Below are 24,527 nucleotides of genomic sequence, written 5' to 3' on the forward strand. Positions count from 1 at the left end.
ACGCCTCAATTGAGCGGTACCGGTTCGAGGATCTCGGCACGCGCCTCCGGCGCGGCGGCCCGCAGCGCGTCGGCGGACTCATCGTCGGGTTCCTGCTGGCTGCGCACCTCGGCCTCGACACGCGCCAGGTAAGTCGTCACCTCACGGTCGATGTCCTCGTCACTCCAACCCAGCACGGGCGCAACCACTTCGGCGACTTCGCGCGCACAGTCCACGCCGCGGTGCGGGTACTCGATCGAGATGCGCATCCGCCGCGCCAGGATGTCCTCCAGATGCAGCGCTCCTTCGGCCGCGGCCGCGTACCACGCCTCCACCTTCAGATACACCGGCGCCTCGGTGATCGGGGTGAGCAGGTCGGGGCGGCCCTCAGCCATCTGCAGTACCTCACCGATCAGCGAGCCGTACCGGTCGAGCAGATGCCGCACCCGATAGGGATGCAACTTGTAATGCACCCCGACGTGTTCGGTCTGGTTGATGAGCGCGAAGTAACCGTCGGCGCCCATCAGCGGCACCTTTTCGGTGATCGACGGCGCCACCCGGGCCGGAACGTATTCGGCCGCAGCGTCGATGGCATCGGCGGCCATCACCCGGTAGGTCGTGTACTTGCCGCCGGCGATCGCCACCAGGCCGGGCGCGGGAACCGCCACCGCATGCTCACGCGAGAGTTTGGACGTCTCCTCGCTCTCACCTGCCAGCAGCGGACGCAGACCGGCGTACACGCCGTCGATGTCGTCATGTGTCAACGGCGTCGCGAGCACGGTGTTGACGGTCTCGAGGATGTAGTCAATGTCCGCCTTGGTCGCCGCCGGATGGGCCAGGTCCAGGTTCCAGTCGGTGTCGGTGGTGCCGATGATCCAGTGCGTGCCCCACGGAATGACGAACAGCACCGACTGCTCGGTGCGCAGAATGATCGCCACCTCGCTCACGATGCGGTCGCGCGGAACGACGATGTGCACGCCCTTGGACGCCCGCACCCGAAATCGCCCGCGCTGCTTCGACAACGCCTGGATCTCGTCGGTCCACACGCCGGTGGCGTTGACGACGACGTGTCCGCGCACCTCAGTCACACGGCCATTTTCGGAGTCACGCACCTCGACGCCGACGACCCGGTCGCCCTCGCGCAGCAGCGCCACGACCTGCGTCGAGGTACGCACCACCGCTCCGTAGTGCGCCGCGGTGCGCGCGACGGTCATGGTGTGGCGCGCGTCGTCGACCACGGTGTCGTAGTAGCGAATACCGCCGATGAGCGACGACCGCTTCAGCCCGGGCGCCAACCGCAGTGCGCCGGATTTCGTCAGATGTTTTTGCGCCGGAACGGATTTCGCGCCACCCAACTGGTCATAGAGGAAGATCCCCGCCGCGATATAGGGCCGCTCCCACACCCGATTGGTCAGCGGGAACAGAAACGGCAGCGGCTTGACGAGATGCGGCGCCAGCGTGGTGAGCGAGAGCTCACGTTCGTGCAGCGCCTCGCGAACCAGCCCGAACTCCAGCTGCTCGAGGTAGCGCAGGCCGCCGTGGAACATCTTCGACGAGCGACTCGACGTGCCGGACGCGAAGTCGCGCGCCTCCACCAGGGCCACCTTGAGGCCGCGCGTCGCCGCATCCAGGGCGGCACCCGCGCCGACCACCCCACCACCGACGACGACGACGTCGAACTGCTCGCTGCCGAGGCGCTCCCAGGCCTCTGCGCGCTGCTCCGGACTCAGCAGTGTCTGCCCGTTCGCGGGGATCGGGTCGCTCACTGAAATGGCTCCTAGTTACTGGTCGGTACGTTCGCCCTGTCCCAGGTTACGTGGACTCAGTCCAGATCGTCGTGTGCCATCAGTCTGCGTGCGGCCTCGATGATCGATCCCGACAGCGAGGGGTACACCGAAAGCGTCTGCGCCAGGTCGGTGACGGTGAGGTTGTTCTGCACCGCCAGGGCGATGGGCAGGATCAGCTCGGAGGCGATCGGGGCGACGACGACGCCGCCGATGACCACCCCGGTCGCCGGGCGGCAGAAGATCTTCACGAAGCCCAGACGCAGCAGCGACATCTTGGCTCTGGCGTTGGTGTTGAGCGGCAGCATCAGCGTGCGCGCAGGCACACTGCCGCTGTCGATGGCCGTCTGCGGCACCCCGACCGCGGCGATCTCGGGCCTGGTGAACACCGCCGCGGAGACGGTGCGAAGCCGGATCGGCGTCACGCCCTCGCCCAACGCGTGGTACATCGCGATGCGTCCTTGCATGGCGGCCACCGAGGCCAGCGGCAGAAGACCGGTGCAGTCGCCCGCGGCGTAGATCCCCGACGCCGACGTCCGCGACACCCGGTCGACCTTCAGATAGTTGCCCGAATCCAGCTCGATACCGACGTTCTCCAGCCCCAGGCCCGAGGTGTTGGGCACCGAACCTACCGTCATCAGCGCGTGGCTGCCCTCGACGGTTCTGCCGTCGGCCATCGTGACCAGCACGCCGTCTTCTGCTTTTTGTCCTCCTCGCGTGCGGGAAGTCCGAGTCACCGAGTCGGCGCGGGCGTTCTTGACCAGCTTCACGCCGCGATCGGCGAACGCTTCCTCGAGCACGGCGGCCGCGTCGCGGTCCTCGTGCGGCAGGATCTGGTCGCGGCTGGCGACCACGGTGACCTGCACGCCGAGTTCGGTGTAGGCGTTGCAGAACTCGGCGCCGGTGACACCGGACCCGACGATGATCAGATGCTCGGGCAGTTCGGTGAGGTCGTAGAGCTGGCGCCAGTTCAGGATCCGCTCACCGTCGGGCTTCGCGTTCGGCAGTACCCGCGGGCTGGCCCCCGTCGCGATCAGCACCACGTCGGCCTTGAGGGTGCCGACCCGGCCGCCTGCCGTGGTGACCTTGACCCGGTGGTGGGCCATGCCCGAGGTGTCATCGACCAGCTCGCCGCGTCCGTGGACGACGGTGACGCCCTCGCGCAGCAGCTGATGGCCGATGTCGGCGGATTGCGACTTCGCCAGCGTCTTGACGCGGTTGTGGATCTGGTCGAGCGAGATCTTGGCGTCCTCGATCGCGATGTCGAACCCGAGGCCCGAGGCGCGACGCAGCTCGGTGCGGACGCCGGTGGAGGCGATGAACGTCTTGGACGGGACACAGTCCCAGAGCACGCAGGCACCGCCGATTCCGTCGGCGTCGACCACGGTGACCTCGGCTACCTCGGGTCCGCGGGCGGCGGCCACCAGTGCGGCCTCGTAGCCGGCGGGGCCGCCGCCGATGATGACGATGCGCGTTGTCACGGGCTCAACGCTAGCCAAGCCGACCGTTGATCGCCCAGCCTGTCGGCGAAGCCGGCACGGTAAGCCTTAGAGTTTCCTGGTGCCGCTCTACGCCGCTTACGGATCCAACATGCATCCAGAGCAGATGTTGGAGCGGGCGCCTCATTCGCCGATGGCCGGAACCGGGTGGCTGCACGGCTGGCGGTTGACGTTCGGCGGCGAGGACATCGGCTGGGAGGGCGCGCTGGCCACCGTCGTCGAGGATCCCACGTCGAGCGTGTTCGTCGTGCTCTACGACATGACCAAGGACGACGAGCAGAACCTCGATCGCTGGGAGGGCTCAGAGCTCGGGATCCACAAGAAAATCCGATGTCGCGTGCATCGCACCGCGTCAGACACCAGCTTCGAGCCGGTGCTCGCGTGGCTGTACGTGGTCGACGCGTGGGAGGGCGGCCTGCCCTCGGCGCGCTATATCGGCGTCATGGCCGATGCCGCTGAAATTGCCGGTGCGCCAGAGGAATACGTGCACAGTCTGCGCACCCGCCCGGCCCGCAACATCGGCCCGGGTACCTAGCCGGCCGGTTTCCGCGAGTGGCCGTGTTTGTACGCCGACACGCCGCAATTTGCGTCCATTTTGCGGTCGCTCACGCGGCCTGAGCGCGCCGCAACTGCGCGTAGATGCGAGCCACGAACTCCTTGCTGCGACAGCGGACGTCCTCAAAGACGATCGCGATGACCGTCCAACCGACGTCCAGCAGCGCCGCTGTGCGCCTACGATCGCGGCGCATGGCATCGGGCCCGCTGTGCCAATCGAGACCGTCGTATTCGACGGCAACTCGCTGCTCCGGCCACGCGAAATCGACGCGTCTGAGCTCGCCGTTTCCGTCGACGATCTCGTATTGCAGCTCGGGAATGGGCAGGCCACCGACGATCATCGCCAACCGCGCCTCGCTCTCCATGGGCGACTCCGCGCGCCCGTCAGCCAGCGGGATCAGGTCACGGACGGCAACGATGCCTCGGCGCCCTGCCTGTTCAATCGCTGCTCGCCACATTTCTGGTCGCGCGCACGTACCGCTGCGCAGCGCGGCATCCAGCGTCGCCAAGGCACGCGGCCGCCACAGTGAGCGCGCCACTTCGACCGCCGTCCAGGCGGGGGCCGTCGCCGGACGGCCGTCAACCACGTTCAGCGGCGCACCGTCACGACGATGCACCACCAGTCCATCGGCCGATCGCAGGTGCGAATTCGGCGGACTGAGCACATGAAGGTCGGCCGGCGCTTCGGTGTCGAAGCCGTACATCGCCGCGGCGGTGCCGAGACAGGCGGCGACCGTGGTTCCGCAGGACAGATCGAGTCCGCGTAGGCGCAGACCGTCGTCCGGTTCACCGAGACAATAGATGCCCTGCCAAATTCGCTCCAGGACACCGGAATCCACTGCAGACTCGAATGCACGCCTGGTCATGTACGTCAGGATCTGACGGCTCGTCGCTACGCCTCGTTGCCTATCGAACAGCAGCTGAAGTTCTGGATCCATGGGTCAACAGCATCGGATAGCGCACGCTCGAGCAGCAGGGCCTGGCGACCATCTGTGGATGGGTCGAGATTTGTGGACAGTGACAGGAGACGAGCGGCCCCGAAATGTACGCGGTTACCGGCGTGTCGGCGTACTGACACGGTCGCTCGCGGCAGAGGGGACACCACCTAGAACTGCGCCGCTTGGTCGACGACGTTGACCAGGAACCGCACCCCGACTGCCATCGCGCGTTCGTCGAGGTCGAATGTCGGCTGGTGCAGATCCAACTGCGGCCCGCGACCCGACCACACCCCCAGCCTCGCCATCGCACCCGGCACTTCCTCGAGATACCACGAGAAGTCCTCACCGCCACCGGACTGGCGGGTGTCGCACAGCACGTCGGGACCGATCGCCTCTATGGCATGGGTGACGATGCGTGTCGAGATCTCCTCGTTGACCACCGGCGGCACCCCCCGCCGATACTGCACGCTGTGGTCGATGTTCAGCGGCGCCAAAAGCGATGTAATCGCCTCATGCACAATATCTTCCAGCGTTTCCCAGGTATCCCGGCTGGCCGTGCGGATGGTGCCCGCCAAGGTGCCCGTCTGCGGAATCGCGTTGGCCGCGGTGCCCGAATTGACCGCACCCCACACCATCACCGTGCTGTTGCGCGGATCTATTCGCCGGGACAGGATCCCCGGGACGCCCGTGATCAGGGTGCCGATTCCGTAGACCAGGTCCCCGGTCAGATGCGGTCGCGATGTGTGCCCGCCGGGCGAGTGCAGCGTCACCTCGAGCTGATCGGCGGCCGAGGTGATCGGACCGGGCCGAACCGCGACCTTGCCGACGGCCAGCCGCGGATCGCAGTGCAGCGCGAAGATACGCGACACCCCCGACAACGCTCCCGCCGCAATGGCGTCGATCGCGCCGCCCGGCATCAGCTCCTCGGCGGCCTGGAAGATCAACCGCACGCCGACGGGTAGTTCCGGCACCGACGCCAGAGCCAGGGCGGTGCCCAACAAGATCGAGGTGTGCGCATCGTGTCCGCAGGCGTGGGTGACGTTGGGAACCACCGACGCGTACGGAGCGCCGGTGCGCTCGGCCATCGGCAGCGCGTCCATATCGGCGCGTAACGCAATCCTGGGTCCATGCTCGGGTCCGAAGTCACACGTCAGACCCGTGCCGCCGGGCAGCACCTTCGGGTTGAGGCCCGCGTCGGCCAGATGCGAGGCGACGAACTGGGTGGTGGCGAACTCCTGACGCCCCAACTCGGGGTGGGCGTGCATGTGGCGGCGCCATGCGACCAGGTCCGGGTAGTGGGCGTCGAGCCAGGTTTCGGTTGCGTCCTGCAGACTCATGCCGCTCGCCTCGCCTTCAGGTCCAGCACGCGATCTCGTTCGGCCGCTGTCTCGGCGAGCCTGACCACCGTACGAGCCAGCATGATCGCGCCCTCGACCACCGCCGTGTCCGCGCCGGGGCCTGCTGCCGCCGCCGCGAACGCCGGTTGGTGCACCGACGCACCGCCCGCGTCGATCCCAACGATCGGATGGATACCGGGCATCACCTGGGTGACATTGCCCATGTCGGTGCTGCCCAGCGGGAACGCCGCTTCGACCTCGGCCGGCACCGGCGTGCGGCCCACCCGCACCATCTCGTCGCGGAAGGTGTCGGCGAGCCAGGAATCGGGGTCCAGCTCGTCGTAGGGGGGCTCGGTCTCGGCCACCGTGTAGTCACAGCCCGTCGCGACGGCACCCGCGAGGAAGCAGTCGGACATCCGCTGCTCGAGTTCACGCAGCGAGGCGGCATCGTTGGCCCGCATTGTGTACTGCATCTGGGCGTGGCCCGGAATGATGTTGGTGGCCTGTCCGCCATCGGTGACGATGCCGTGCATCATCTGGCCGGGCGCGAGCTGTTGACGCAGCAGCCCTATCGCGACCTGCGAGACGGTGATCGCGTCGACGGCGTTGATGCCCAGGTACGGCGCCACGGCGGCGTGCGATTCTCGCCCGCGGTAGTCGACCGCGACCTGAGAAAGCGCCAGCGAACGCGCGGCCGCGATGTCCAGCGGACCGGGGTGCAGCATCACGGTGGCGACGATGTCGTCGAATGCTCCCGCGTTGAGCAGCAAGACTTTTCCACCGCCGGCCTCCTCGGCGGGAGTCCCGAGCAGCGCCACCGTCAACCCGAGCTCGTCAGCCACCTCGGCCAGCGCCAGCGCCGTGCCGACCGCCGATGCGGCAATGATGTTGTGGCCGCAGGCATGTCCGATGCCGGGCAGCGCGTCGTACTCGGCGCAGATCCCGATGACCAACGGCCCACTGCCGTAGTCGGCCCTGAAGGCGGTGTCCAGACCGCCGAGCCCCTTCGTGATCTCGAAACCGAAGTCGGCAACCAGCGCCTGCGTCTTCGCGCAGCTGCGGTGTTCGGCGAACGCGAGTTCCGGTTCGGCATGAATCGAGTGCGACAGCTCGACCAGATCACCGCGGCGTCGGTTGACGGCGTCCTCGACGCAACTCGACGCGGTGGCTCTGGGCATCCTCGCAGTATCTCACTGCACCGATGAATGCCGATTCGACGGTTAAGCTGCCCACCGTGACGACGCCGGATGCGGTTGCCGCCGAGTCGGCGGCACAGATCCGCGCGCGCACCGGCGTCAACCAGCACGACGTCGCGATTGTCTTGGGTTCGGGCTGGGCGCCCGCGGTCGACGAACTCGGCGATCCGGTCGCGGTGGTACCGGTCGCCGAGTTGACCGGATTCACTCCACCCACCGCCGAGGGGCACGGCGGCCAGATGCTGTCGCTGCGCGTCGGCGACCGTCGGGTGCTGGTGTTCGTCGGCAGAATCCACGCCTACGAAGGCCACGAACTGCGCCATGTTGTCCATCCCGTGCGCGCGGCGTGTGCGGCCGGTGCGCGCACGATCGTGCTGACCAATGCGGCGGGCAGCCTGCGTGAGGATTTCGCCGTCGGACAACCGGTGCTGATCAGCGACCACCTCAATCTGACGGGCCGGTCACCGCTGGTCGGCGCGCATTTCGTCGACCTGGTCGACGCCTATTCCCCCAGGCTGCGCGCCGTCGCCCGCGAGATCGACCCAACGCTCGCCGAGGGCGTCTATGCCGGTTTGAACGGACCCCAGTACGAGACGCCGGCCGAGATCCGGATGCTGCGCACGCTTGGGGCGGACCTCGTCGGGATGTCGACCGTGCACGAGACCGTCGCTGCGCGCGCCGCCGGCGCACAGGTGCTGGCGGTGTCGCTGGTGACCAACCTCGCGGCGGGTATGACGGGTCAGCCGCTGAGCCACGGCGAGGTGTTGGAGGCGGGCCGTCAGTCCGCGACGCTGATGGGCTCCCTGCTCGCCGGGGTCATCGCCCGGCTCTGACGCGTGAGCCGGGATTTCAGCCACACCATGCTGCGGGCCAGCAGCGGCGCGGCGAACAGCATCAGCAGGATCCGCACCACCTGCGCGGCGATGATGAACGTGACGTTGGATCCCGTCTCGACGGCGGTGGCCAATACGGCGTAGACGCCTCCGGGACTGGTGGCCAGATAGCCCTCGAGGGGGGTGAGTCCTGCGAAGTGCGCCAACACGACGCCCAGCCCGGCCGTCGCGACGCTGAGCACGACGATGAGGCCGATGGCCGTCGGCAGTATGCGTCCCACCGCGCGCATCGACTCGCGGGTGAAGGCCAGCCCGGCCTGCCACCCGATCAACGCATAGCCCAGCTGCACCAGCACCATCGGCACCGACAAGCCGAAGTCCAGGCCGGTCACCTCGAGGAGCACCGTCAGCGCCAGCGGCCCCAGCAGCCCCGCGCCGGGCACCCGGATCAGCTTGCCGACGGTGGCGCCGACCAGGACGAGTGCGATGAGCATGCCGAGGCTCAGATACCAAGGAGCGGAGTCGGATTGGGTCATGGCGGCGCCGGGATGCGACCTGTCGGCGTGATACACCAGCGTCACCACCACGGGCATCGACGCGGTCACCAACGCCACGCGCAGGTATTGCACCACCGACACGACGCGGTCGTCACCGCCGAGCTCACGGGCGATCGCGACCAGTCCGGACGCGCCGCCGGCCACGAGCGCCAGTGACCCCGTCAGTGGAGTGACGTCGCGGTGCAACGACAGCAGCGCACCACACACGACGCTGAGCAACAGAGTGGCGACCGCTACGGCGATGACGATCGGCCAGTGCGGACCGAGCGCGTGAACGGCGTCCTGGTCGACCATCGTGCCGATGTACACGCCGAGTACGCCCTGCGCAGCGATGCCAGCCGGACGGGGTACCCGGGTGGGGGCCAGGGACGAAAGCGCCAATGCGATGCCGACGGCAAGCGCGGCGAACAGCGCTGCCGACGGCACCCCAACCAGGGTCAGCGGATAGGTGACAGCGACGGTCACCGCTACCAGCAGCGACCATCTGAGCAATGTTCTTATCACGATTGATTACAAATATCCTCTTACTAAGTCTACGACGCAACTTGCGATTACTGTCATGGACTACCGATAATTACCAAGGTATAACTTGTATATGGACGACTCTGAGCCCGCACGCAGATCTGCCGCCACCGAGCTGCGGGAATCGATCGTCGCCGTCAATCAGCAGATGCGCCGACACCGCCCGGATCACGGGCTGACGCTCAGCCAGATGCAGCTGCTCGCAGAGGTGAGCCGCGCCGGCGTGACCACCCCGGCCGAGCTCGGCGTCCGGCTGGGCGTCCGGGTGCAGTCGCTGACGGACAGCATCAACGCGCTGGAGAGCCGCGAGCTGATCGCGCGCAGACCCGATGAGGTCGATCGCCGCCGCCAGCTCACCGAGATCACCCCCGCAGGCGCCGAACTACTCGAAGCCGATCGCGCCGAGCGCGACGCGTGGCTCCAAGCGACCATGCGCGACAATCTCTCGGAGCTCGAGTTCGACCTGGTGATGCTCGTGGCGCCGGTGCTGCGCAAGCTCGCATATGCCGACTCCAAAGTGGGCACACTGAACGAATGACAGCGCGAGAGTGGACCTCGACCGCCGCACAGGAGTGGATCGCACACGATCCCGACCCGAGCACCGTCGCCGAACTTCTCGAATGCACCGAGGCCGATCTCGACGAGCGGTTCGCGCATCCCCTGACGTTCGGGACCGCCGGACTGCGCGGGCCCTTGCGCGGAGGACCGAACGGGATGAACCTCGCGGTTGTGCTGCGCGCCACCTGGGCCCTCGCCAAGGTGCTCACCGACCGCGGCCTGCAGGGCCACGAAGTCGTGGTCGGCCGCGACGCCAGGCACGGCTCTGACGACTTCGCCCTCGCCGCCGCTGAAGTGCTTGCCGCTCACGGGTTTTCCCCGCAATTGATGTTCACCGCGGTGCCCACTCCGATCGTCGCGTTCGCTGTCCGGCACGGCGGTGCGGTCGCGGGCATCCAGATCACGGCGTCACACAATCCCCCGACCGACAACGGCTACAAGGTCTACCTCGACGACGGGTTCCCCATCGTGCCGCCGGTCGACCGGGAGATCGAGCAGGCAATGGCCGACGCCCCGCACGCGGACCAGATTCGCCGACAGGCGGTCACCCCCTCGGGCGTCGACGTCGTTCAGCGCTATGTCGAACGCGCGGCCCAGGTGCGACACACCCACGGATCGGTACGAGTAGCGCTCACGCCGTTGCACGGTGTCGGCGGGGAATTCGTGCTCGACGCGCTGGTTCGTGCCGGCTTCGACGACGTACACGTCGTCGACAGTCAGTTCGCCCCCGATCCGAACTTCCCCACGGTGGCGCTACCCAACCCCGAAGAACCGGGCGCCGTGGACGCTCTGCTGAAACTGGCCGCCGACAGCGACGCCGACATCGCGGTCGCGCTTGATCCCGATGCGGACCGATGCGCGGTCGGCGTACCCACACCCGATGGTTGGCGGATGCTCACCGGCGACGAAACTGGTTGGTTGCTAGGCGATTACATCCTCTCCCAGATCGAACCCGGCCCCGTCATGGCGGCCACTGTGGTGGCGAATTCGGTGGTGTCGTCGCGAATGCTCGCGGCCATCGCCGCCAGGCACGGCGCATGTCATGTGGAGACGTTGACCGGGTTCAAATGGCTGGCACGCGCCGACCTCGACCTGCCGGCCTCCACGCTGGTCTACGCGTACGAAGAGGCGATCGGGCACTGCGTCGATCCCGCGTCCGTACGCGACAAGGACGGCATCAGCGCTGCGGTGCTGATATGTGATCTGGTGGTCGCACTCCAGCGTCGGGGTCACACGGTGCTCGATGCGCTCGATGAGTTGGCTCGCCGCCACGGTGTGCACACCACGACCACGGTATCGCAGCAAGTCGCGAATTCCGTTGAGGCCGACGCGATGATGGACCGGCTGCGCACGGCGCCACCGGATGTACTCGCAGGGTTCGACGTGACGCTGACCGATCTCCGGCATGCGACCGGGCCGCTGCGCACCGACGCGGTGGTCTTTTCGGGCGAGGATGGACCGACCACGATCCGAGTGGTCGTGCGGCCGTCGGGAACAGAGCCGAAAGTAAAGTGCTACATCGAAGTTCGGTGCGGCGACGTCCACGATCTTGGTGCGGCGCGCTCACGCGCCGAGGCGCTGGCCGCACAGCTGCGGCATGAGGCGCAGCGGTGGTGAACCGCTCGTCAGGTCACGCCAGCTGACCCTGCGGTGCGCAGAGACTCATGCTCTCGGCAGTGGTCAGCAGTTCCAACCGGGCGAACCGACTCGCGCTCCTGCTCACTAGGGACAGCCTGCCCTCGCGCAGCACCGACGCCGGGTGCATGGCGAGCAGATCATCAGAGACCGAGTTGCCGGTGCCGAGCAGCACGCCATGGCGGGCCCGCACGTGGCGGACGCCGTCGGGTGTGTCGACCATGGCCCCGACGGGCTGGCCGTCGTTGAAGATCAGTTGCTGAATCGCGCTGGAACCGTGGATCTTTACGCCGCGCTCTTTGGCCACATCCCGCAGCCAATGACGCAGGGTCAGCCCGGACCGCCGAGCCGAAGGAATGTCCGCGACGACGCTGGCCAGGATCGACGTGCCGTCCTGCAGTCGCATTTCGGACATCGACAACGCTGACAACCTGCTGAACACCAGACCGAACGGCGAGTTCAGGCAGTCGCGCGCCCAGTCCGCCAACGCGTGTCCATAGAACGGTGGCACCGGCGCCCGCCGGTCGGTGGCGGCTTCTCCGAAAGATCGCACGACAGCGGTTGGCAGCTGGCCGGTGGCGTGGGTTCGGCGCGCCGGACCGAGCTCGTCTGTCAGCTCTCGGAGGTAGGCGGTGGTGGGTCCATCAAACTCGTTGGCGCCCCAGTACTTCTGCAGCTGCGCGGCCCAGGACTCGTCAGCTTCGGCGAGGGACCCGATCTGCGGTGTCCGTCGACGCGGTTCGGTCACGAAAACAGACTGGCCGGCGTCGGCGGCGGCGATGCCGGCGGCCAGGCAGGCGCTGCCCGATCCGATGCAGACGATGTCGACGAGTTCGCTGTTGAACATGGTCATGAGCTCTATCCGGGCACTCACGGCACGACCGCGACGCTGTCGACCACGACGCCAGCGCCCTGTGCAAAATCGACGCATCTGCACACTTTCAGCAACGCATTCCCCTACAGATTTAGTCACTAGCTGGCTACGCCGTTACCGCATCTCGTTTCTGAACAGAAACTGCGAGTCAGACAAATTCATTGCTATGCGCGGAGGCTAACACTTAGCCAGTCTTGTCGCACTGCGCTGTGACGAACTCAACTCGACCGCCCGGACGCCGTGGGTGACACACCTCGGCACCTCACGCGCGGACCAAGGTTAGCCCGGCCAGGAAATCGATGCAATACCGATGCGTCGGGAAAGCCGCGCGGCAATCTCTTATTTACGTGCAAGAATATTGCCATTGGTTACTGGCAGTTTCGATTTATCGCCGCTTGATCGCGTGCCATCGCCGAAGCCGATGTTAGCCACGGCCAAGCAGTACGCCTGTCACGCAAACATTGCTTCATACCGTGTCCAGCATGACGCAGCTACCGTAAGAGACGTCATAACGGATTTTTAGCAAAGCGAAATGGCACAAAATTCGAGATGCCGCAGTGCTGGGTCAGAATTCCCAAACGTGGGAAAGGTTACGACTTTATAGCCAATTGTTTGTGACCGACGGTAAAGGCTTTCCGCTAACCCGCGGGGTCCGGCGCAGTTCGTGGGGGGCTACCGCGGCCCGAACTGTCGATCCCCCGCGTCGCCGAGGCCGGGAACGATATAGGCGATGTCGTTGAGTCGTTCGTCGATTGCCGCGGTGAACAGACGCAGATCTGGGGCCACGATTTCCAGCGCCGCGAGGCCCTCGGGTGCGACCACGACGCAGATCGCCGTCACGTCAACAACATTGCGAGCCTGTAGCAGTCCGATCGTGTGGGCCATCGACCCGCCGGTGGCCAGCATCGGGTCGAGCACGATGACGGGTTGGGTGCTCAGATCGTCGGGCAGCGACTCCAAATACGGTGTGGGTTGGTGTGTTGTCTCGTCGCGAGCGACGCCGACGAAGCCGACACGCGCCTCCGGGATCAAGGCGTGTGCCTGGTCGACCATGCCAAGCCCGGCTCGCAACACGGGGACGAGCAGCGGCGGATTGGCCAGCCGGTGCCCGATGGTCTCCGCGAGCGGGGTGCGAACCGTGACGGTTTCGGCAGCGGAGTCACGGGTGGCCTCGTAGACCAACATGAGGGTGAGGTCACGCAGCGCCGCCCGGAATGCCGCGTTGTCGGTATTGGCGTCGCGCAGCGTGGTCAGCCTCGCCGCGGCGAGCGGATGGTCGATGACACGAACGTCCATGGGCGCACATTAGTGGAACCGATCAGTCCCGGAGTCCGTCATAAGCGCATGTTCGCCGATACCGATGCAATACGTGCGCTGGGATCCGCCAACTCGGCTCATGCCGACGACCTCGCCGACGTCGCCGCGACGCTGTCGTCACTGCCGATTGCGGCGTCCGGACGGTCTCTGGGACCCGTCGGCGCCGGTTTCCTGTCCGCCCTGACCGAGGCCGTGGCCGATGGATCCCGCGCGGCGGCCGCACTCAGCGAGCGACTGTGGGCGTCGAATGCCGCGGCGTACGCCGTTGCGTCCGCTTACGACTCGGCCGACAGCGCCGCGGGCATCCGCATCGCGGGCACCTAGCCGTGACCGGCGCTCTGGTCGCTGCGCTGACGGCACCACTGCGAGCGGTGCAGTCGATGGTCGGTCCGGGATGGTCCGGAGATACAGCTGCCGAGCCAGTGGCGGCGCTGGCCAGGGCGCGAGACGCGCTTTCCGGCATATCGGCGGCGACCGCGCGGTCGTGGCGTCAGACCGAATGGACCGGGGCGGGCGCCGACGGCGCAGCTGCCTTCATGGCGGTGACGCAGTCGGCCATCGACAGCCTGGCCGAACGTGCCGACCGGATGAATGCGGTGGCGAGCACCGCCGGGGCCGCCGTGACACGCGCGCATGAGCGGCTGCGCGACATCATCGAGGACTTCGAAACGCACGCCGCAGCTTTGGAGCCGTTCTTGGATTCACCCGAGGTCGTCGCGGCGCTGCGGGCCGAGGCGCAGCAGTCGCTCACCGACGCCCTCGCAGTCGTCGAGGAACTTCAGGCCGAGCTGGACGGGCACGCCTCGGCACTCGCTCGCCCGTCGGCTCCGCCACCGGCGTCAACGGCGCCGTCCGGGATCGGCTCGGCAATGCCGTCGACGGGCTCGGGGATGGGCTCGGGGATGGGCGGACTTGCACCGATGAGCCCCGTGTCCGGTGGCACCTCGGGTTCGGGTTTCGGTGATCTGGCTTCGCTGTTCAAGCCGGATCCGCCGGCATCGTTACCCGAAGCGGATGTCTTCGGCGACGGCGTCGCGATCCGGCTCCCGGATGGCAGCACCGCCACAGCGCCGAATGCGATGGCGGCCAGCGCGGTCCGGCATGCGCTGACACAGCTGGGAGTGCCTTACGACTGGGGCGGCACGACGCCGGGGGTCGGTTTGGACTGCAGCGGACTCACCCAGTGGGCGTATTCCCAAGCGGGACTGAGTCTTCCGCGACTGGCACAGGAGCAAGACGTCGGTGCGCCTGTCGAGGCAGGCAAGGTGCGGCCGGGCGACCTCGCCGTGTGGGATGGCCATGTCGCGATGATCGTCGGGAACGGGGTCATGATCGAGGCGGGCGATCCGGTCCAACTTTCGTCGGTTCGGACGACGAACGCCGGGCAAGGCTTTCAGGGGTTCTGGCGCCCGACTGGATGATCAGTCTTCGACGACAGCCTTGATGCGTTCGAGCGTTGTCCGCATGTCACGCAGGTTTCGTCGCTTGCGGAGATAACCCAGGAACTCCAACGGCCTCAGGACTGCCGATTCGATGGTCCGGAAAGACTCGGTCACGTCGGTTCCTTGACCGCTGGGCACAAACGCATAGTGCCAGTTGTTCACTGCGCGGTCGCCGACCAGCACCGCGAAACCGAATTCCCTGCCCGGCTCGCACGCCGTCACCCGGCACGTCGACCAGTACACCGGGCCGATCTCATTGCGCTTGACATGACCACGGAAGCGAGCACCCAGGGCGGGCTCGGTTACTCCGTCGAGCCATTCGGAATCGAACACTTCCGGCGAGAATTTGCCGGTATTGCGGACATCGGCGACCAGCTTCCAGATGTCCAGTGGCGAAGCTTCCATGTGGACTGTCACCGCTCCGCGCATCAGGAGATCGTACGCGCGCTCACGAAACCAGATCGGGCTGGACGCGGGTCCCGGCTGCGGTCCCACTGACGGCGAACGCCTCGCGCTCAACGTCGGTGGCTATTCTGTGCGCCATGGCTGCTGACATCGTGCCCATCCGGCTTGGGCTGACCAAGGGCGACCTCTACACGCTGTGGGCGCCGCGGTGGCGCGACGAAGGCGACGAGTGGGAGGCGTTCCTCGGCAAGGACGAGGATCTCTATGCCTTTGAAACGGTGGCTGACCTGGTCGCGTTCGTCAGGACCAACAAGGACAACGACCTCGCCGACCATCCCGCCTGGGAGAAGCTCACCCAGGCCAATGCACATCGGCTGAACCCCACCGAGGAGCGGCAATACGACGTCGTCGGTGTCCCGGAGCTGGCCGCAGAGAAGCCCAGCGACGAGACCGTGACGCAGTTGCACCGGTCGCTGGCCATCGCATCGTCCATCGGATCGGTGTGTGAGCTGCCCGCGATCAGCAAGTTCTTCAACGGCAACCCGGGGCTCAGCCAGCTCGGCGGCGGAGTCGACGCGTTCTCCGGCCGCACCGGCCGCAAGCGGTGGGCCGAGATCGAGTTGGCGATCGGTCGCAGCTGGGACAACGTCGTCGATGCCATCGACGAGCTCATCAGCACCCCCGATGTCGACGCCGCGGCTGCGAAGAAGGCTGCCGAGGAACTGGCCGAGGACGCTCCCGAACTCGAGGAGGAGGTTGTCGACGAGGACGACGAGACCGGCGAGGACGACGTCGAGGAAACCGACGACCTCGAGGACCACGCCGGCGGCGCGGTGCTCGGCAGCGACGACGACTTCTGGGTCAAGGTCGGCATCGACCCGGTGCGGATCATGACCACCGGCGGTACGTACTACACCCTGCGGTGCTACCTCGACGATCAGCCGGTCTTCCTCGGCCGCAACGGCCGCATCAGCGTGTTCGGATCCGAGCGCGCATTGGCGCGGTATCTGGCCGACGAGCACGACCACGACATTTCGAACCTCGCCACATACGACGACATCCGGACGGCCGCCAACGACGGGTCACTGCGCGTGAACGTCGCCGACGAGAACGTGTACGTACTCACCGAGATCGTCGACTATCTCGCCGAGGGACCCGACGCGATCGACCGTGACCAGCTGGACCTGGCAATCGAATTGCTCAGGGACGTGGGCGACTACGCCGAGGACACCGTGGTCGAAGAGTCCCTGGATGCCGACCAGCCGCTAGGCAAGATCGTCTCGTACGTGCTGGATCCGGAGAATGTCCGGAAACCGACACCCCCGTACGCCAAGGCGGTTGAACAGTGGGAGTCGCTGGAAGCCTTCCTCGAATCGCGCCTGCGCGCCGAATAAGGTTGCAGCTCAACCGATCAGGACCGCAAAACGTGGCTTGATCACGTCGTCGATGATAGATAGGCGCTCGTCGAACGAGATGAAAGCGGACTTCATCGCGTTGATCGTGAATCGCTGAAGGTCGCTCCACCCGTAACCGAACGCCTCGACGAGTCGCAGCATCTCCTGGCTCATCGTCGTGTCGCTGATCAGCCGGTTGTCGGTGTTGACGGTGACGCGGAACCGCAGCCGGGCGAGCAGATCGAACGGGTGCTCGCCGATGCTGCCGACCGCACCGGTCTGCACGTTGCTGCTGGGACACATCTCGAACGGAATCCTCTTGTCCCGCAACAACGACGCTAACCTGCCCAACTCCATCGTCCCGTCCGGCCGCTCGGTGATGTCGTCGACGATCCGCACCCCGTGACCGAGACGGTCGGCGCCGCAGAACGCTATCGCCTCGTGGATGGACGGCAGTCCGAACGCCTCTCCAGCGTGAATCGTGAACCGGGCGTTGTTGCCCCGCATGTACTCGAACGCGTCGAGGTGTCGCGTCGGCGGATACCCGGCCTCGGCGCCCGCGATGTCGAAGCCCACGACGCCCTTATCGCGGAACCGGATCGCCAACTCGGCGATCTCCAGCGACCGTGCCTGATGCCGCATCGCCGTGACCAGGCACCGCACCACAATCGAGCGGCCCTCGGCGCTGGCCGCTTTCTCACCATCGGCGAAACCGGCCAACACGGCATCGACGACCGCGTCCAAAGACAGGCCGGCGTCGATGTGAAGTTCAGGCGCGAAACGGATCTCGGCGTAGACCACGTTGTCGGCTGCAAGGTCCTCGACGCATTCGAAGGCCACCCGGTGCAGGGCCTCGGGTGTCTGCATCACCCCGACGGTGTGTGCGAAAGGCTCCAGATAGCGCACCAGCGATCCGCTGTGTGCCGCCGTACGGAAGAACGCGGCAAGTCCGTCGACGTCGGTAGCCGGCAGGTCGCTGTAGCCGTTCGCATCGGCGAGCTCGAGCACGGTGGCCGGTCGCAGCCCGCCGTCGAGGTGGTCGTGCAGCAGCGCCTTGGGCGCGTGCCGGATCGACTCCAACGTCAGTGCAGCCATTTCAACCTCCGTTCGTGATCCGATCGATGATCAGCGGGCGCACGGGCGGCGCATGGTCCCCCACGCGCCAGCCGCCGTCCAGTTCGGCCATCGCGGCCTCGAAACGCTCCGGTGTTTCGGTGTACAGCGTGAACAGCGGCTCACCAGGTGCTACAGGCTCGCCGGGACGGCGGTGGATACGCAGACCCGCACCGGACTGCACGCGCTCACCGGGCACAGAGCGACCCGCACCGAGCCGCCACACCGCAAGTCCAACCGCCATCGCATCGATGTTTTCCATGGTGCCACCGCGCGGCGCGGTGACGGTCTCGGTATAGGCGCCGATGGGCAACGTGTCCGGAGAGAGGGCGCCGAGATCGCCGCCCTGCGCGGCGACCAGCTTGCGGAACCGATCCATGGCGGTGCCGTCCCGCATCGTCTGAGCCGGATCGACACCGTCGATGCCTGCGGCGTCGAGCATTTCCGCGGCCAGCGCCAGCGTCAGCTCCACCACGTCTGACGGGCCTCCGCCGGCCAGCACCTCCAGGGACTCGGCGACCTCTATGGCGTTACCCACCGTGCGCCCCAGGGGCGTCGACATGTCGGTCAGCAGCACCCGGGTCACCAGCCCGGCTTCGGTGCCGAGATCGGCGAGCGTGTGGGCCAGTTCTCGGCACTCCTCCTCGGTGTCGAGAAACGCGCCCGAACCCACCTTGCAATCGAGCACCAGCGACGCGGTCCCTTCGGCGATCTTCTTGCTCATCACCGAGCTGGCGATCAACGGCAGTGACTCGGTGGTGCCCGTGACGTCGCGCAGCGCATAGATCTTTCGGTCCGCCGGCGCCAGCTCACCGGCGGCGAATATCGCGGCACCGATATCGCAAAGTTGTTGACGTATCTGGGCTTTCGGCAGCTCGGGGGTGAACCCGGGGATGGACTCCAGCTTGTCGAGGGTGCCGCCGGTATGGCCGAGCCCGCGCCCTGCCGCCTGTGGCACCGCGCCGCCGCACGCCATCACGACCGGCACGAGCGGGATGGTGATCTTGTCACCCACCCCGCCGGTGGAGTGCTTGTCCACCAACGCCAATGGCTTTCCATCGCGACGCAGATCTGTAAAGTCCATGCGCTCGCCGGAGGCCACCATCGCCGCCGTCCAGCGAGTGATCTCCGATCGCGTCATACCGCGGATGAAGATCGCCATCAACAGCGCCGACATCTGCGCATCGGCGACCCGGCCGTGGGTGTAGGCGTCGATCACCCAGTCGATCGCCGCGTCGGAGAGCGCGCCGCCGTCGCGCTTGGTCCTGATGATCGTCGGAGCATCAAACGGATGCGACATCCAGCCTCCGCGCATCGAATGTGAACTGCATCACCGGATTACGGTACTTCTTCCTGAGGCCCCTCACGCCGTGCCAGGTCCTGCGGCCCGAACGCGTCGGGGAGCAACTCGCCCAGCGGCCGTGGCCCCATGGGATGGTCGATCAGCATCTGAGGCCCGCCATGCTCGAGCAGCACCTGCCGGCACCGCCCGCATGGCATCAGCACCTCTCCCGCACGGTCCACGCACGACAGCGCGATGAGCCTTCCGCCCCCGCTGGAATGAAGGGCGCAGACCACTGAACACTCGGCACAGAGACCTAGGCCATATGAGACATTCTCCACATTGCAGCCGGACAGCATCCGGTGGTCGTCAACCAGCGCGGCAGCCCCGACGGAGAAGCCCGAATACGGCGCATACGCATGGATACTCGCCTCAGTTGCCTTGTGGCGCAGCATTTTCCAGTCGATTTCGGATGTCATGTCGCCCTTGCCTGGATCGATTCTGAATGCATTCCGAAGCTCCCGTCCGCGGTCGGCCAGTGACCAAGGTAACCCTAACTTTTCCCGTTTTACGTGCACCGACGGCTAAACGGTAGTTCGTTAGGGAGTAGAAGTGGGTTTAGAGTCGCCCCGAGGTTTGGGCAGCGGTTCGCAGCCACGGCCAGTGTCCGGCCGCCGTGGCGGCTCCGAGCCCAAGCGTCCACCGAAGGCGTTGGAGGCCAGATGAGTACTGCAACACCCGCGAGCACGGAGGTGCCTGCTCCGCGATCCGAACGGTCGCGCAGACGCACCCTCTATCGCGGTGACCCCGGGATGTGGTCCTGGGTGCTGCATCGCATCACCGGTGCCACCATCTTCTTCTTCCTGTTCGTCCACGTGCTCGACACCGCGCTCGTGCGGGTCAGCCCGCAGGCGTACAACGAGATCATCGAGACGTACAAGACACCGATCATCGGGCTGATGGAGATCGGGCTCGTCGTCGCGGTCCTCTACCACGCCCTGAACGGCATCCGGGTGATCCTCATCGACTTCTGGGCGAAGGGTCCCCGATATCAGAGGCAGATGCTGTGGGTCGTCATCGGTGTCTTTCTCGCCGTCTTCATTCCCGCCCTCAGCATGATCGGGATGCACATGGTGGAGCGGTTCCTGTGAGCACGCCAGAGGGGACGCCGGGAGGAGTTTGGACGCCGCATCACAAGGAGGGCCGTATCGCCCCGGTGATGGAGAAGGAGTACGACCGCCCGGCCAGCCTGGATCATCCTCGGGCGCCGCGGCGTCCGCGTGGCATCCCCTACTTCGAGAAGTACGCGTGGCTGTTCATGCGATTTTCTGGTGTCGCCCTTGTGTTTCTCGCGCTCGGCCACCTGTTCATCATGTTGATCTGGGACGGCGGCGTGTACCGCATCGACTTCAACTTCGTCGCGCAGCGGTGGGCCTCACCGTTCTGGCAGATCTGGGACATGGCCCTGCTGTGGCTGGCGATGATCCACGGCGCCAACGGCATGCGCACGATCATCGGCGACTACGCCCGCAAGAACACCACGAAGTTCTATTTGAACTCGCTGCTGTTGCTGGCGACCGGCTTCACCCTGGTGTTGGGCAGCTACGTGCTCGTCACCTTCGACGCGAGCATCGCATGACCTTCTACGGGGAGCTCACCTCATGATTCAAGAACATCGCTACGACGTGGTGATCGTCGGCGCAGGGGGCGCGGGTATGCGCGCCGCCGTCGAGGCCGGCCCACGGGCCCGTACCGCCGTGCTGACCAAGCTGTACCCGACGCGCAGCCACACCGGCGCCGCGCAGGGCGGCATGTGCGCTGCACTGGCCAACGTCGAAGAGGACAACTGGGAATGGCACACCTTCGACACCGTCAAGGGCGGCGACTACCTGGCCGACCAGGACGCCGTCGAGATCATGTGCAAGGAAGCCATCGACGCGGTGCTCGACCTCGAGAAGATGGGCATGCCGTTCAACCGCACCCCCGAGGGGCGCATCGATCAGCGCCGGTTCGGCGGGCACACCCGCGACCACGGCAAGGCGCCGGTGCGCCGGGCGTGCTACGCCGCCGACCGCACCGGCCACATGATCCTGCAGACGCTGTACCAAAACTGCGTCAAGCACGACGTCGAGTTCTTCAACGAGTACTACGCACTCGACATCGCGATCACCGAGACGCACTCTGGCCCCGTCGCCACCGGTGTCATCGCCTATGAGCTGGCCACCGGCGACATCCACGTCTTCCACGCCAAGGCGATCGTCTTCGCGACCGGCGGCTCGGGCCGCATGTACAAGACGACCTCGAACGCGCACACACTGACCGGAGACGGCCTGGGTATCGTGTTCCGCAAGGGACTTCCCTTGGAGGACATGGAGTTTCACCAATTCCACCCGACAGGTCTGGCCGGCCTCGGCATCCTGATCTCCGAGGCTGTGCGCGGTGAGGGCGGTCGGTTGCTCAACGGTGACGGCGAGCGCTTCATGGAGCGCTACGCGCCGACGATCGTCGACCTGGCGCCGCGCGACATCGTCGCCCGCTCGATGGTGCTCGAGGTGCTCGAAGGCCGCGGCGCCGGTCCCAACAAGGACTACGTGTACATCGACGTCCGGCACCTGGGCGCGGATGTGCTCGAGGCCAAGCTGCCCGACATCACCGAGTTCGCCCGCACCTACCTGGGCGTCGACCCCGTCACCGAACTGGTGCCGGTCTACCCGACGTGCCACTACGTCATGGGCGGTATCCCGACGACGATCAGCGGTCAGGTGCTGCGCGACAACACCACTCCCCTGCCGGGCCTGTACGCCGCCGGCGAGTGCGCATGCGTCTCGGTGCACGGCGCCAACCGACTGGGCACCAACTCGCTGCTGGACATCAACGTATTCGGCAGGCGCGCGGGGATCGCGGCGGCCAACTACGCGCTCGGTCACGACTTCGTCGACCTGCCCACGGACCCGGCGGGTATGGTCGTCAGCTGGGTCGGCGACATCCTGTCCGAGCGCGGCAACGAACGCGTCGCCGACATCCGCGGCGCGCTACAACAGTCGATGGACAACAACGCCGCGGTGTTCCGCACCGAAGAGACACTCAAGCAGGCGCTCACCGACATCCATGCGCTCAAGGAGCGCTATTCCCGAATCACCGTGCAGGACAAGGGAAAGCGTTACAACAGCGACCTGCTCGAAGCTATCGAGCTGGGCTTCCTTCTGGAGTTGGCCGAAGTCACCGTCGTCGGTGCGCTCAACCGCAAGGAATCCCGCGGCGGCCACGCCCGCGAGGACTACCCCAACCGTGACGACACCAACTACATGCGCCACACCATGGCTTACAAGGAAGGCACGGATCTGTTGAGCGACGTCCGGCTGGACTACAAGCCGGTGGTGCAGACCCGCTACGAGCCGATGGAACGGAAGTACTGATGACTATCGCTCCCGAAGTCTCGACGAAGGACTCAGAGCTGCCACCCGTGCCAGAGGGCGCGGTGATGGTGACGCTGAAGATCGCCCGGTTCAATCCTGAGGATCCCGACGCCCACGCCGATTCGGGGGGCTGGCAGAGCTATCGCGTGCCGTGCCTGCCGTCGGACCGGCTGCTCAACCTGTTGCACTACGTGAAGTGGTATCTGGACGGCACTCTGACGTTCCGGCGCTCGTGCGCACACGGCGTGTGCGGCTCAGATGCGATGCGTATCAACGGCGTCAACCGCTTGGCGTGCAAGGTCCTGATGCGCGACATGCTTCCGAAGAAGGCGAGCAAGCAGCTCACCATCACCATCGAACCGATCCGCGGCCTGCCGGTGGAGAAGGACCTCGTGGTGAACATGGAGCCGTTCTTCGACGCCTACCGTGCGATCAAGCCGTACCTGATGACGTCCGGCAACGAGCCGACCCGCGAACGCATCCAGAGCCAGACCGACCGTCACCGCTACGACGACACCACCAAGTGCATCTTGTGTGCGTGCTGCACCACCAGCTGCCCGGTGTACTGGAGCGAGGGTAGCTATTTCGGGCCCGCCGCGATCGTCAACGCGCACCGGTTCATCTTCGACAGCCGTGACGAGGGCGCGGCCGAACGGCTCGACATCCTCAACGAGGTCGACGGGGTGTGGCGCTGCCGCACGACGTTCAACTGCACCGAGTCGTGCCCCCGTGGCATCCAGGTCACGCAGGCCATCCAGGAGGTCAAGCGGGCGCTGATGTTCGCGCGCTGACGCTTTCGCCTGTGCGCTCATCGACCTGTTCGCCGTAATAGCGGACCACCACCGCCGCTGCCGCAACGACCGGCACAGCCAGAAAAGCGCCGACGACACCGAAGGTGGACGCGCCAAGCGTCACCGCGAGCAAGACGATCACCGCGTGCAGCTGCATCGATTTCGATTGCAGCCACGGCTGCAACACGTTGCCCTCGAGCTGCTGCACCGCGACGATGATGGCCAGCACGATCAACGCGTCCACCGGCCCGTTGGAGACCAGCGCAATGAGCACAGCCAGACCACCGGCAACGAACGCCCCCACGATCGGGACGAACCCGGCGACGAATGTGATGATCGCCAGCGCATATGCCAGCGGCACTCCCATGATCACGAGGCCGACCCCAATGAGCACTGCGTCAATGAGGCTGACCAGAGCCTGAGTCCGGATGAAACCTCCCAGGGTCGACCAGACGCGTTCGAGTATCTCCGCAGCGTGCGGCGCAGCAGGACGACCCACGACTCCGCGCAGCCATGGTATGAACCGTGGGCCGTCCTTGAGGAGGAAGAACGCCACGACGATCGTGGTGAACAGGGTGACCAACGCCGACGTCGCTGCGCCCACCCCGGTGAACACGCCCGACGCGATCTGGGCGCTGCTCGAATTCAGTTGTTCGTTTATCGCGGTAACCGCTGAATCGAGTTGCGCCTCACTGATGTTCAGTGGGGGACCGCCCAGCCAGTCGCGCACCTGCACGACTCCGGCGGTCGCTTGTTCGGCCAACTCCGCGGATTGCTCGACGATTGCCGGCGCCACCGCCGCCACCACACCGGCGAGCACCGCCACCGCGACCAGGAGGACCGAGATGACCGCGACGGCGGGGGGCAGACGCTTGCCGAGGAGCCAGCGCACGGGCGGCCACAGCACGGTACACACGATCAACGCCAGGAAGACGGGCAGGATGATCACCCACGTCTTTCCCACCACCCACGCCAACACCCACAGCGCGGCGGCAACAGCGATGAATTGAACGGCAGCTACCGCAGCCGACCGAAGATGGGCGCTGTAGATCGTTCCGCGGACGGGAAGCGTTGTCGATTCGTCATTCACCGGACTTAGG

Annotated in this window: 24 protein-coding genes; 11 read left to right on the plus strand and 13 right to left on the minus strand. The window is 66.3% G+C overall.

The features are described 5' to 3' along the window. Positions 1-5: 5 nt before the first annotated feature. Both M1248_RS09935 and M1248_RS09940 read right to left on the minus strand, forming a co-directional pair. A complete protein-coding gene (locus tag M1248_RS09935; RefSeq protein WP_163736016.1) occupies positions 6-1,745 on the minus strand; it encodes a glycerol-3-phosphate dehydrogenase/oxidase in 1,740 nt (579 codons plus the stop codon). A 56-nt stretch (positions 1,746-1,801) separates the two neighbouring features. Continuing rightward, on the minus strand, positions 1,802-3,244 hold the full coding sequence (locus M1248_RS09940; protein WP_163736013.1) for an NAD(P)H-quinone dehydrogenase: 1,443 nt from the start codon (positions 3,242-3,244) through the stop codon (positions 1,802-1,804). Positions 3,245-3,323: 79 nt separating this feature from the next. Here M1248_RS09940 and M1248_RS09945 point away from each other — a divergent pair, with 79 nt between their 5' ends. Continuing rightward, positions 3,324-3,797, plus strand: a complete 474-nt coding sequence (locus M1248_RS09945; protein ID WP_163736009.1) for a gamma-glutamylcyclotransferase — start codon at positions 3,324-3,326, stop codon at positions 3,795-3,797. A 70-nt stretch (positions 3,798-3,867) separates the two neighbouring features. Here M1248_RS09945 and M1248_RS09950 read toward each other — a convergent pair whose 3' ends face one another. The 3 genes from M1248_RS09950 to M1248_RS09960 all read right to left on the minus strand — a co-directional run bounded on the left by M1248_RS09950 (position 3,868) and on the right by M1248_RS09960 (position 7,270). Further along, a complete protein-coding gene (locus M1248_RS09950; RefSeq protein ID WP_317148224.1) occupies positions 3,868-4,755 on the minus strand; it encodes a type IV toxin-antitoxin system AbiEi family antitoxin domain-containing protein in 888 nt (295 codons plus the stop codon). A 167-nt stretch (positions 4,756-4,922) separates the two neighbouring features. Continuing rightward, positions 4,923-6,092: a M20 family metallopeptidase gene (locus tag M1248_RS09955; RefSeq protein WP_163736003.1), complete on the minus strand. Its 1,170-nt coding sequence runs from the start codon at positions 6,090-6,092 to the stop codon at positions 4,923-4,925. Next, positions 6,089-7,270 carry a M20 family metallopeptidase gene (locus tag M1248_RS09960; RefSeq protein ID WP_163736000.1) on the minus strand — a complete coding sequence of 394 codons (1,182 nt, stop codon included), beginning with the start codon at positions 7,268-7,270 and terminating at the stop codon, positions 6,089-6,091. Before M1248_RS09960 ends, M1248_RS09955 begins: the two co-directional genes overlap by 4 nt. 56 nt (positions 7,271-7,326) lie before the next feature. On the opposite strand from M1248_RS09960, the gene M1248_RS09965 reads away from it, so the two are divergent. Next, positions 7,327-8,121, plus strand: coding sequence for a purine-nucleoside phosphorylase (locus M1248_RS09965; protein ID WP_163735997.1), 795 nt, complete (start codon positions 7,327-7,329; stop codon positions 8,119-8,121). Here M1248_RS09965 and M1248_RS09970 read toward each other — a convergent pair. After that, entirely contained in the window at positions 8,067-9,179 is a 1,113-nt protein-coding gene (locus M1248_RS09970; RefSeq protein WP_163738499.1) for an AbrB family transcriptional regulator, read from the minus strand. The two genes, M1248_RS09965 and M1248_RS09970, sit on opposite strands and share 55 nt — an antisense overlap. A 94-nt stretch (positions 9,180-9,273) precedes the next feature. Between M1248_RS09970 and M1248_RS09975 the strand changes: the two genes are divergently transcribed. Both M1248_RS09975 and M1248_RS09980 read left to right on the plus strand, forming a co-directional pair. Next, positions 9,274-9,738: a MarR family winged helix-turn-helix transcriptional regulator gene (locus M1248_RS09975; RefSeq protein WP_163735993.1), complete on the plus strand. Its 465-nt coding sequence runs from the start codon at positions 9,274-9,276 to the stop codon at positions 9,736-9,738. Next, positions 9,735-11,375 carry a phospho-sugar mutase gene (locus M1248_RS09980; protein WP_163735989.1) on the plus strand — a complete coding sequence of 547 codons (1,641 nt, stop codon included), beginning with the start codon at positions 9,735-9,737 and terminating at the stop codon, positions 11,373-11,375. The genes M1248_RS09975 and M1248_RS09980 overlap by 4 nt, the downstream gene beginning before the upstream one ends. 13 nt (positions 11,376-11,388) lie before the next feature. On the opposite strand, the gene M1248_RS09985 is transcribed toward M1248_RS09980, so the two are convergent. Together M1248_RS09985 and upp are read right to left on the minus strand one after the other, a co-directional pair. After that, positions 11,389-12,246 (minus strand): FAD-binding protein, encoded by an 858-nt coding sequence (locus tag M1248_RS09985; RefSeq protein ID WP_317148225.1) that lies wholly within the window; start codon positions 12,244-12,246, stop codon positions 11,389-11,391. Positions 12,247-12,939: 693 nt separating this feature from the next. Further along, complete coding sequence (gene upp / locus M1248_RS09990; RefSeq protein ID WP_317148226.1) at positions 12,940-13,563, minus strand: uracil phosphoribosyltransferase; 624 nt, start codon at positions 13,561-13,563, stop codon at positions 12,940-12,942. 48 nt (positions 13,564-13,611) lie between these two features. On the opposite strand from upp, the gene M1248_RS09995 reads away from it, so the two are divergent. Both M1248_RS09995 and M1248_RS10000 read left to right on the plus strand, forming a co-directional pair. Next, a complete protein-coding gene (locus tag M1248_RS09995) occupies positions 13,612-13,908 on the plus strand; it encodes a hypothetical protein (RefSeq protein WP_163735983.1) in 297 nt (98 codons plus the stop codon). A gap of 2 nt (positions 13,909-13,910) precedes the next feature. Then, positions 13,911-15,005: a C40 family peptidase gene (locus tag M1248_RS10000; RefSeq protein ID WP_317148227.1), complete on the plus strand. Its 1,095-nt coding sequence runs from the start codon at positions 13,911-13,913 to the stop codon at positions 15,003-15,005. On the opposite strand, the gene M1248_RS10005 is transcribed toward M1248_RS10000, so the two are convergent. After that, entirely contained in the window at positions 15,006-15,455 is a 450-nt protein-coding gene (locus tag M1248_RS10005; protein WP_317148228.1) for an SRPBCC family protein, read from the minus strand. A 113-nt stretch (positions 15,456-15,568) separates the two neighbouring features. On the opposite strand from M1248_RS10005, the gene M1248_RS10010 reads away from it, so the two are divergent. After that, the gene (locus M1248_RS10010) at positions 15,569-16,825 is read left to right on the plus strand and encodes a primosomal protein (RefSeq protein WP_317148229.1); all 1,257 of its coding nucleotides are present in this window, start codon (positions 15,569-15,571) and stop codon (positions 16,823-16,825) included. Between the two features lie 9 nt (positions 16,826-16,834). Here the strand turns inward: M1248_RS10010 and M1248_RS10015 are convergent, their stop codons facing one another. Genes M1248_RS10015 through M1248_RS10025 form a run of 3 tightly spaced genes read right to left on the minus strand, consistent with a single transcriptional unit; the run spans position 16,835 to position 19,699 of the window. Next, positions 16,835-17,920: an adenosine deaminase gene (locus M1248_RS10015; RefSeq protein WP_317148230.1), complete on the minus strand. Its 1,086-nt coding sequence runs from the start codon at positions 17,918-17,920 to the stop codon at positions 16,835-16,837. 1 nt (position 17,921) lies between these two features. Continuing rightward, the gene (locus M1248_RS10020) at positions 17,922-19,238 is read right to left on the minus strand and encodes a thymidine phosphorylase (RefSeq protein WP_163735961.1); all 1,317 of its coding nucleotides are present in this window, start codon (positions 19,236-19,238) and stop codon (positions 17,922-17,924) included. 38 nt (positions 19,239-19,276) lie between these two features. Continuing rightward, positions 19,277-19,699 carry a cytidine deaminase gene (locus tag M1248_RS10025; protein WP_163735958.1) on the minus strand — a complete coding sequence of 141 codons (423 nt, stop codon included), beginning with the start codon at positions 19,697-19,699 and terminating at the stop codon, positions 19,277-19,279. Positions 19,700-19,942: 243 nt separating this feature from the next. Between M1248_RS10025 and sdhC the strand changes: the two genes are divergently transcribed. The 4 genes from sdhC (at position 19,943) to M1248_RS10045 (ending at position 23,427) form a co-directional block, all read left to right on the plus strand. Further along, positions 19,943-20,371, plus strand: coding sequence for a succinate dehydrogenase, cytochrome b556 subunit (gene sdhC / locus M1248_RS10030; protein ID WP_317148231.1), 429 nt, complete (start codon positions 19,943-19,945; stop codon positions 20,369-20,371). A 68-nt stretch (positions 20,372-20,439) separates the two neighbouring features. Next, positions 20,440-20,859 carry a succinate dehydrogenase hydrophobic membrane anchor subunit gene (locus tag M1248_RS10035; RefSeq protein ID WP_163690651.1) on the plus strand — a complete coding sequence of 140 codons (420 nt, stop codon included), beginning with the start codon at positions 20,440-20,442 and terminating at the stop codon, positions 20,857-20,859. Positions 20,860-20,881: 22 nt separating this feature from the next. Beyond that, positions 20,882-22,636 (plus strand): succinate dehydrogenase flavoprotein subunit, encoded by a 1,755-nt coding sequence (sdhA, locus tag M1248_RS10040; RefSeq protein WP_163735951.1) that lies wholly within the window; start codon positions 20,882-20,884, stop codon positions 22,634-22,636. Next, positions 22,636-23,427, plus strand: coding sequence for a succinate dehydrogenase iron-sulfur subunit (locus tag M1248_RS10045; RefSeq protein WP_163735947.1), 792 nt, complete (start codon positions 22,636-22,638; stop codon positions 23,425-23,427). The genes sdhA and M1248_RS10045 overlap by 1 nt, the downstream gene beginning before the upstream one ends. On the opposite strand, the gene M1248_RS10050 is transcribed toward M1248_RS10045, so the two are convergent. After that, complete coding sequence (locus M1248_RS10050; protein WP_163735944.1) at positions 23,399-24,517, minus strand: AI-2E family transporter; 1,119 nt, start codon at positions 24,515-24,517, stop codon at positions 23,399-23,401. The two genes, M1248_RS10045 and M1248_RS10050, sit on opposite strands and share 29 nt — an antisense overlap. Positions 24,518-24,527 lie beyond the last annotated feature (10 nt).

Origin of the sequence: Mycobacterium sp. 29Ha (assembly GCF_032883055.1) — a bacterium.
Classification (GTDB): Bacteria; Actinomycetota; Actinomycetes; order Mycobacteriales; family Mycobacteriaceae; genus Mycobacterium; species Mycobacterium gallinarum.

Bases quoted from the DNA above. Each gene is read 5' to 3' on its own strand.
- M1248_RS09950 (WP_317148224.1), bottom strand. From the start codon at position 4,755: ATGGATCCAGAACTTCAGCTGCTGTTCGATAGGCAACGAGGCGTAGCG.
- M1248_RS09955 (WP_163736003.1), bottom strand. From the start codon at position 6,092: ATGAGTCTGCAGGACGCAACCGAAACCTGGCTCGACGCCCACTACCCG.
- M1248_RS09960 (WP_163736000.1), bottom strand. From the start codon at position 7,270: ATGCCCAGAGCCACCGCGTCGAGTTGCGTCGAGGACGCCGTCAACCGA.
- M1248_RS09975 (WP_163735993.1), top strand. From the start codon at position 9,274: ATGGACGACTCTGAGCCCGCACGCAGATCTGCCGCCACCGAGCTGCGG.
- M1248_RS09980 (WP_163735989.1), top strand. From the start codon at position 9,735: ATGACAGCGCGAGAGTGGACCTCGACCGCCGCACAGGAGTGGATCGCA.
- M1248_RS09985 (WP_317148225.1), bottom strand. From the start codon at position 12,246: ATGACCATGTTCAACAGCGAACTCGTCGACATCGTCTGCATCGGATCG.
- upp (WP_317148226.1), bottom strand. From the start codon at position 13,563: ATGGACGTTCGTGTCATCGACCATCCGCTCGCCGCGGCGAGGCTGACC.
- M1248_RS09995 (WP_163735983.1), top strand. From the start codon at position 13,612: ATGTTCGCCGATACCGATGCAATACGTGCGCTGGGATCCGCCAACTCG.
- M1248_RS10005 (WP_317148228.1), bottom strand. From the start codon at position 15,455: ATGCGCGGAGCGGTGACAGTCCACATGGAAGCTTCGCCACTGGACATC.
- M1248_RS10010 (WP_317148229.1), top strand. From the start codon at position 15,569: ATGGCTGCTGACATCGTGCCCATCCGGCTTGGGCTGACCAAGGGCGAC.
- M1248_RS10015 (WP_317148230.1), bottom strand. From the start codon at position 17,920: ATGGCTGCACTGACGTTGGAGTCGATCCGGCACGCGCCCAAGGCGCTG.
- M1248_RS10020 (WP_163735961.1), bottom strand. From the start codon at position 19,238: ATGTCGCATCCGTTTGATGCTCCGACGATCATCAGGACCAAGCGCGAC.
- M1248_RS10025 (WP_163735958.1), bottom strand. From the start codon at position 19,699: ATGACATCCGAAATCGACTGGAAAATGCTGCGCCACAAGGCAACTGAG.
- sdhC (WP_317148231.1), top strand. From the start codon at position 19,943: ATGAGTACTGCAACACCCGCGAGCACGGAGGTGCCTGCTCCGCGATCC.
- M1248_RS10035 (WP_163690651.1), top strand. From the start codon at position 20,440: ATGGAGAAGGAGTACGACCGCCCGGCCAGCCTGGATCATCCTCGGGCG.
- sdhA (WP_163735951.1), top strand. From the start codon at position 20,882: ATGATTCAAGAACATCGCTACGACGTGGTGATCGTCGGCGCAGGGGGC.
- M1248_RS10045 (WP_163735947.1), top strand. From the start codon at position 22,636: ATGACTATCGCTCCCGAAGTCTCGACGAAGGACTCAGAGCTGCCACCC.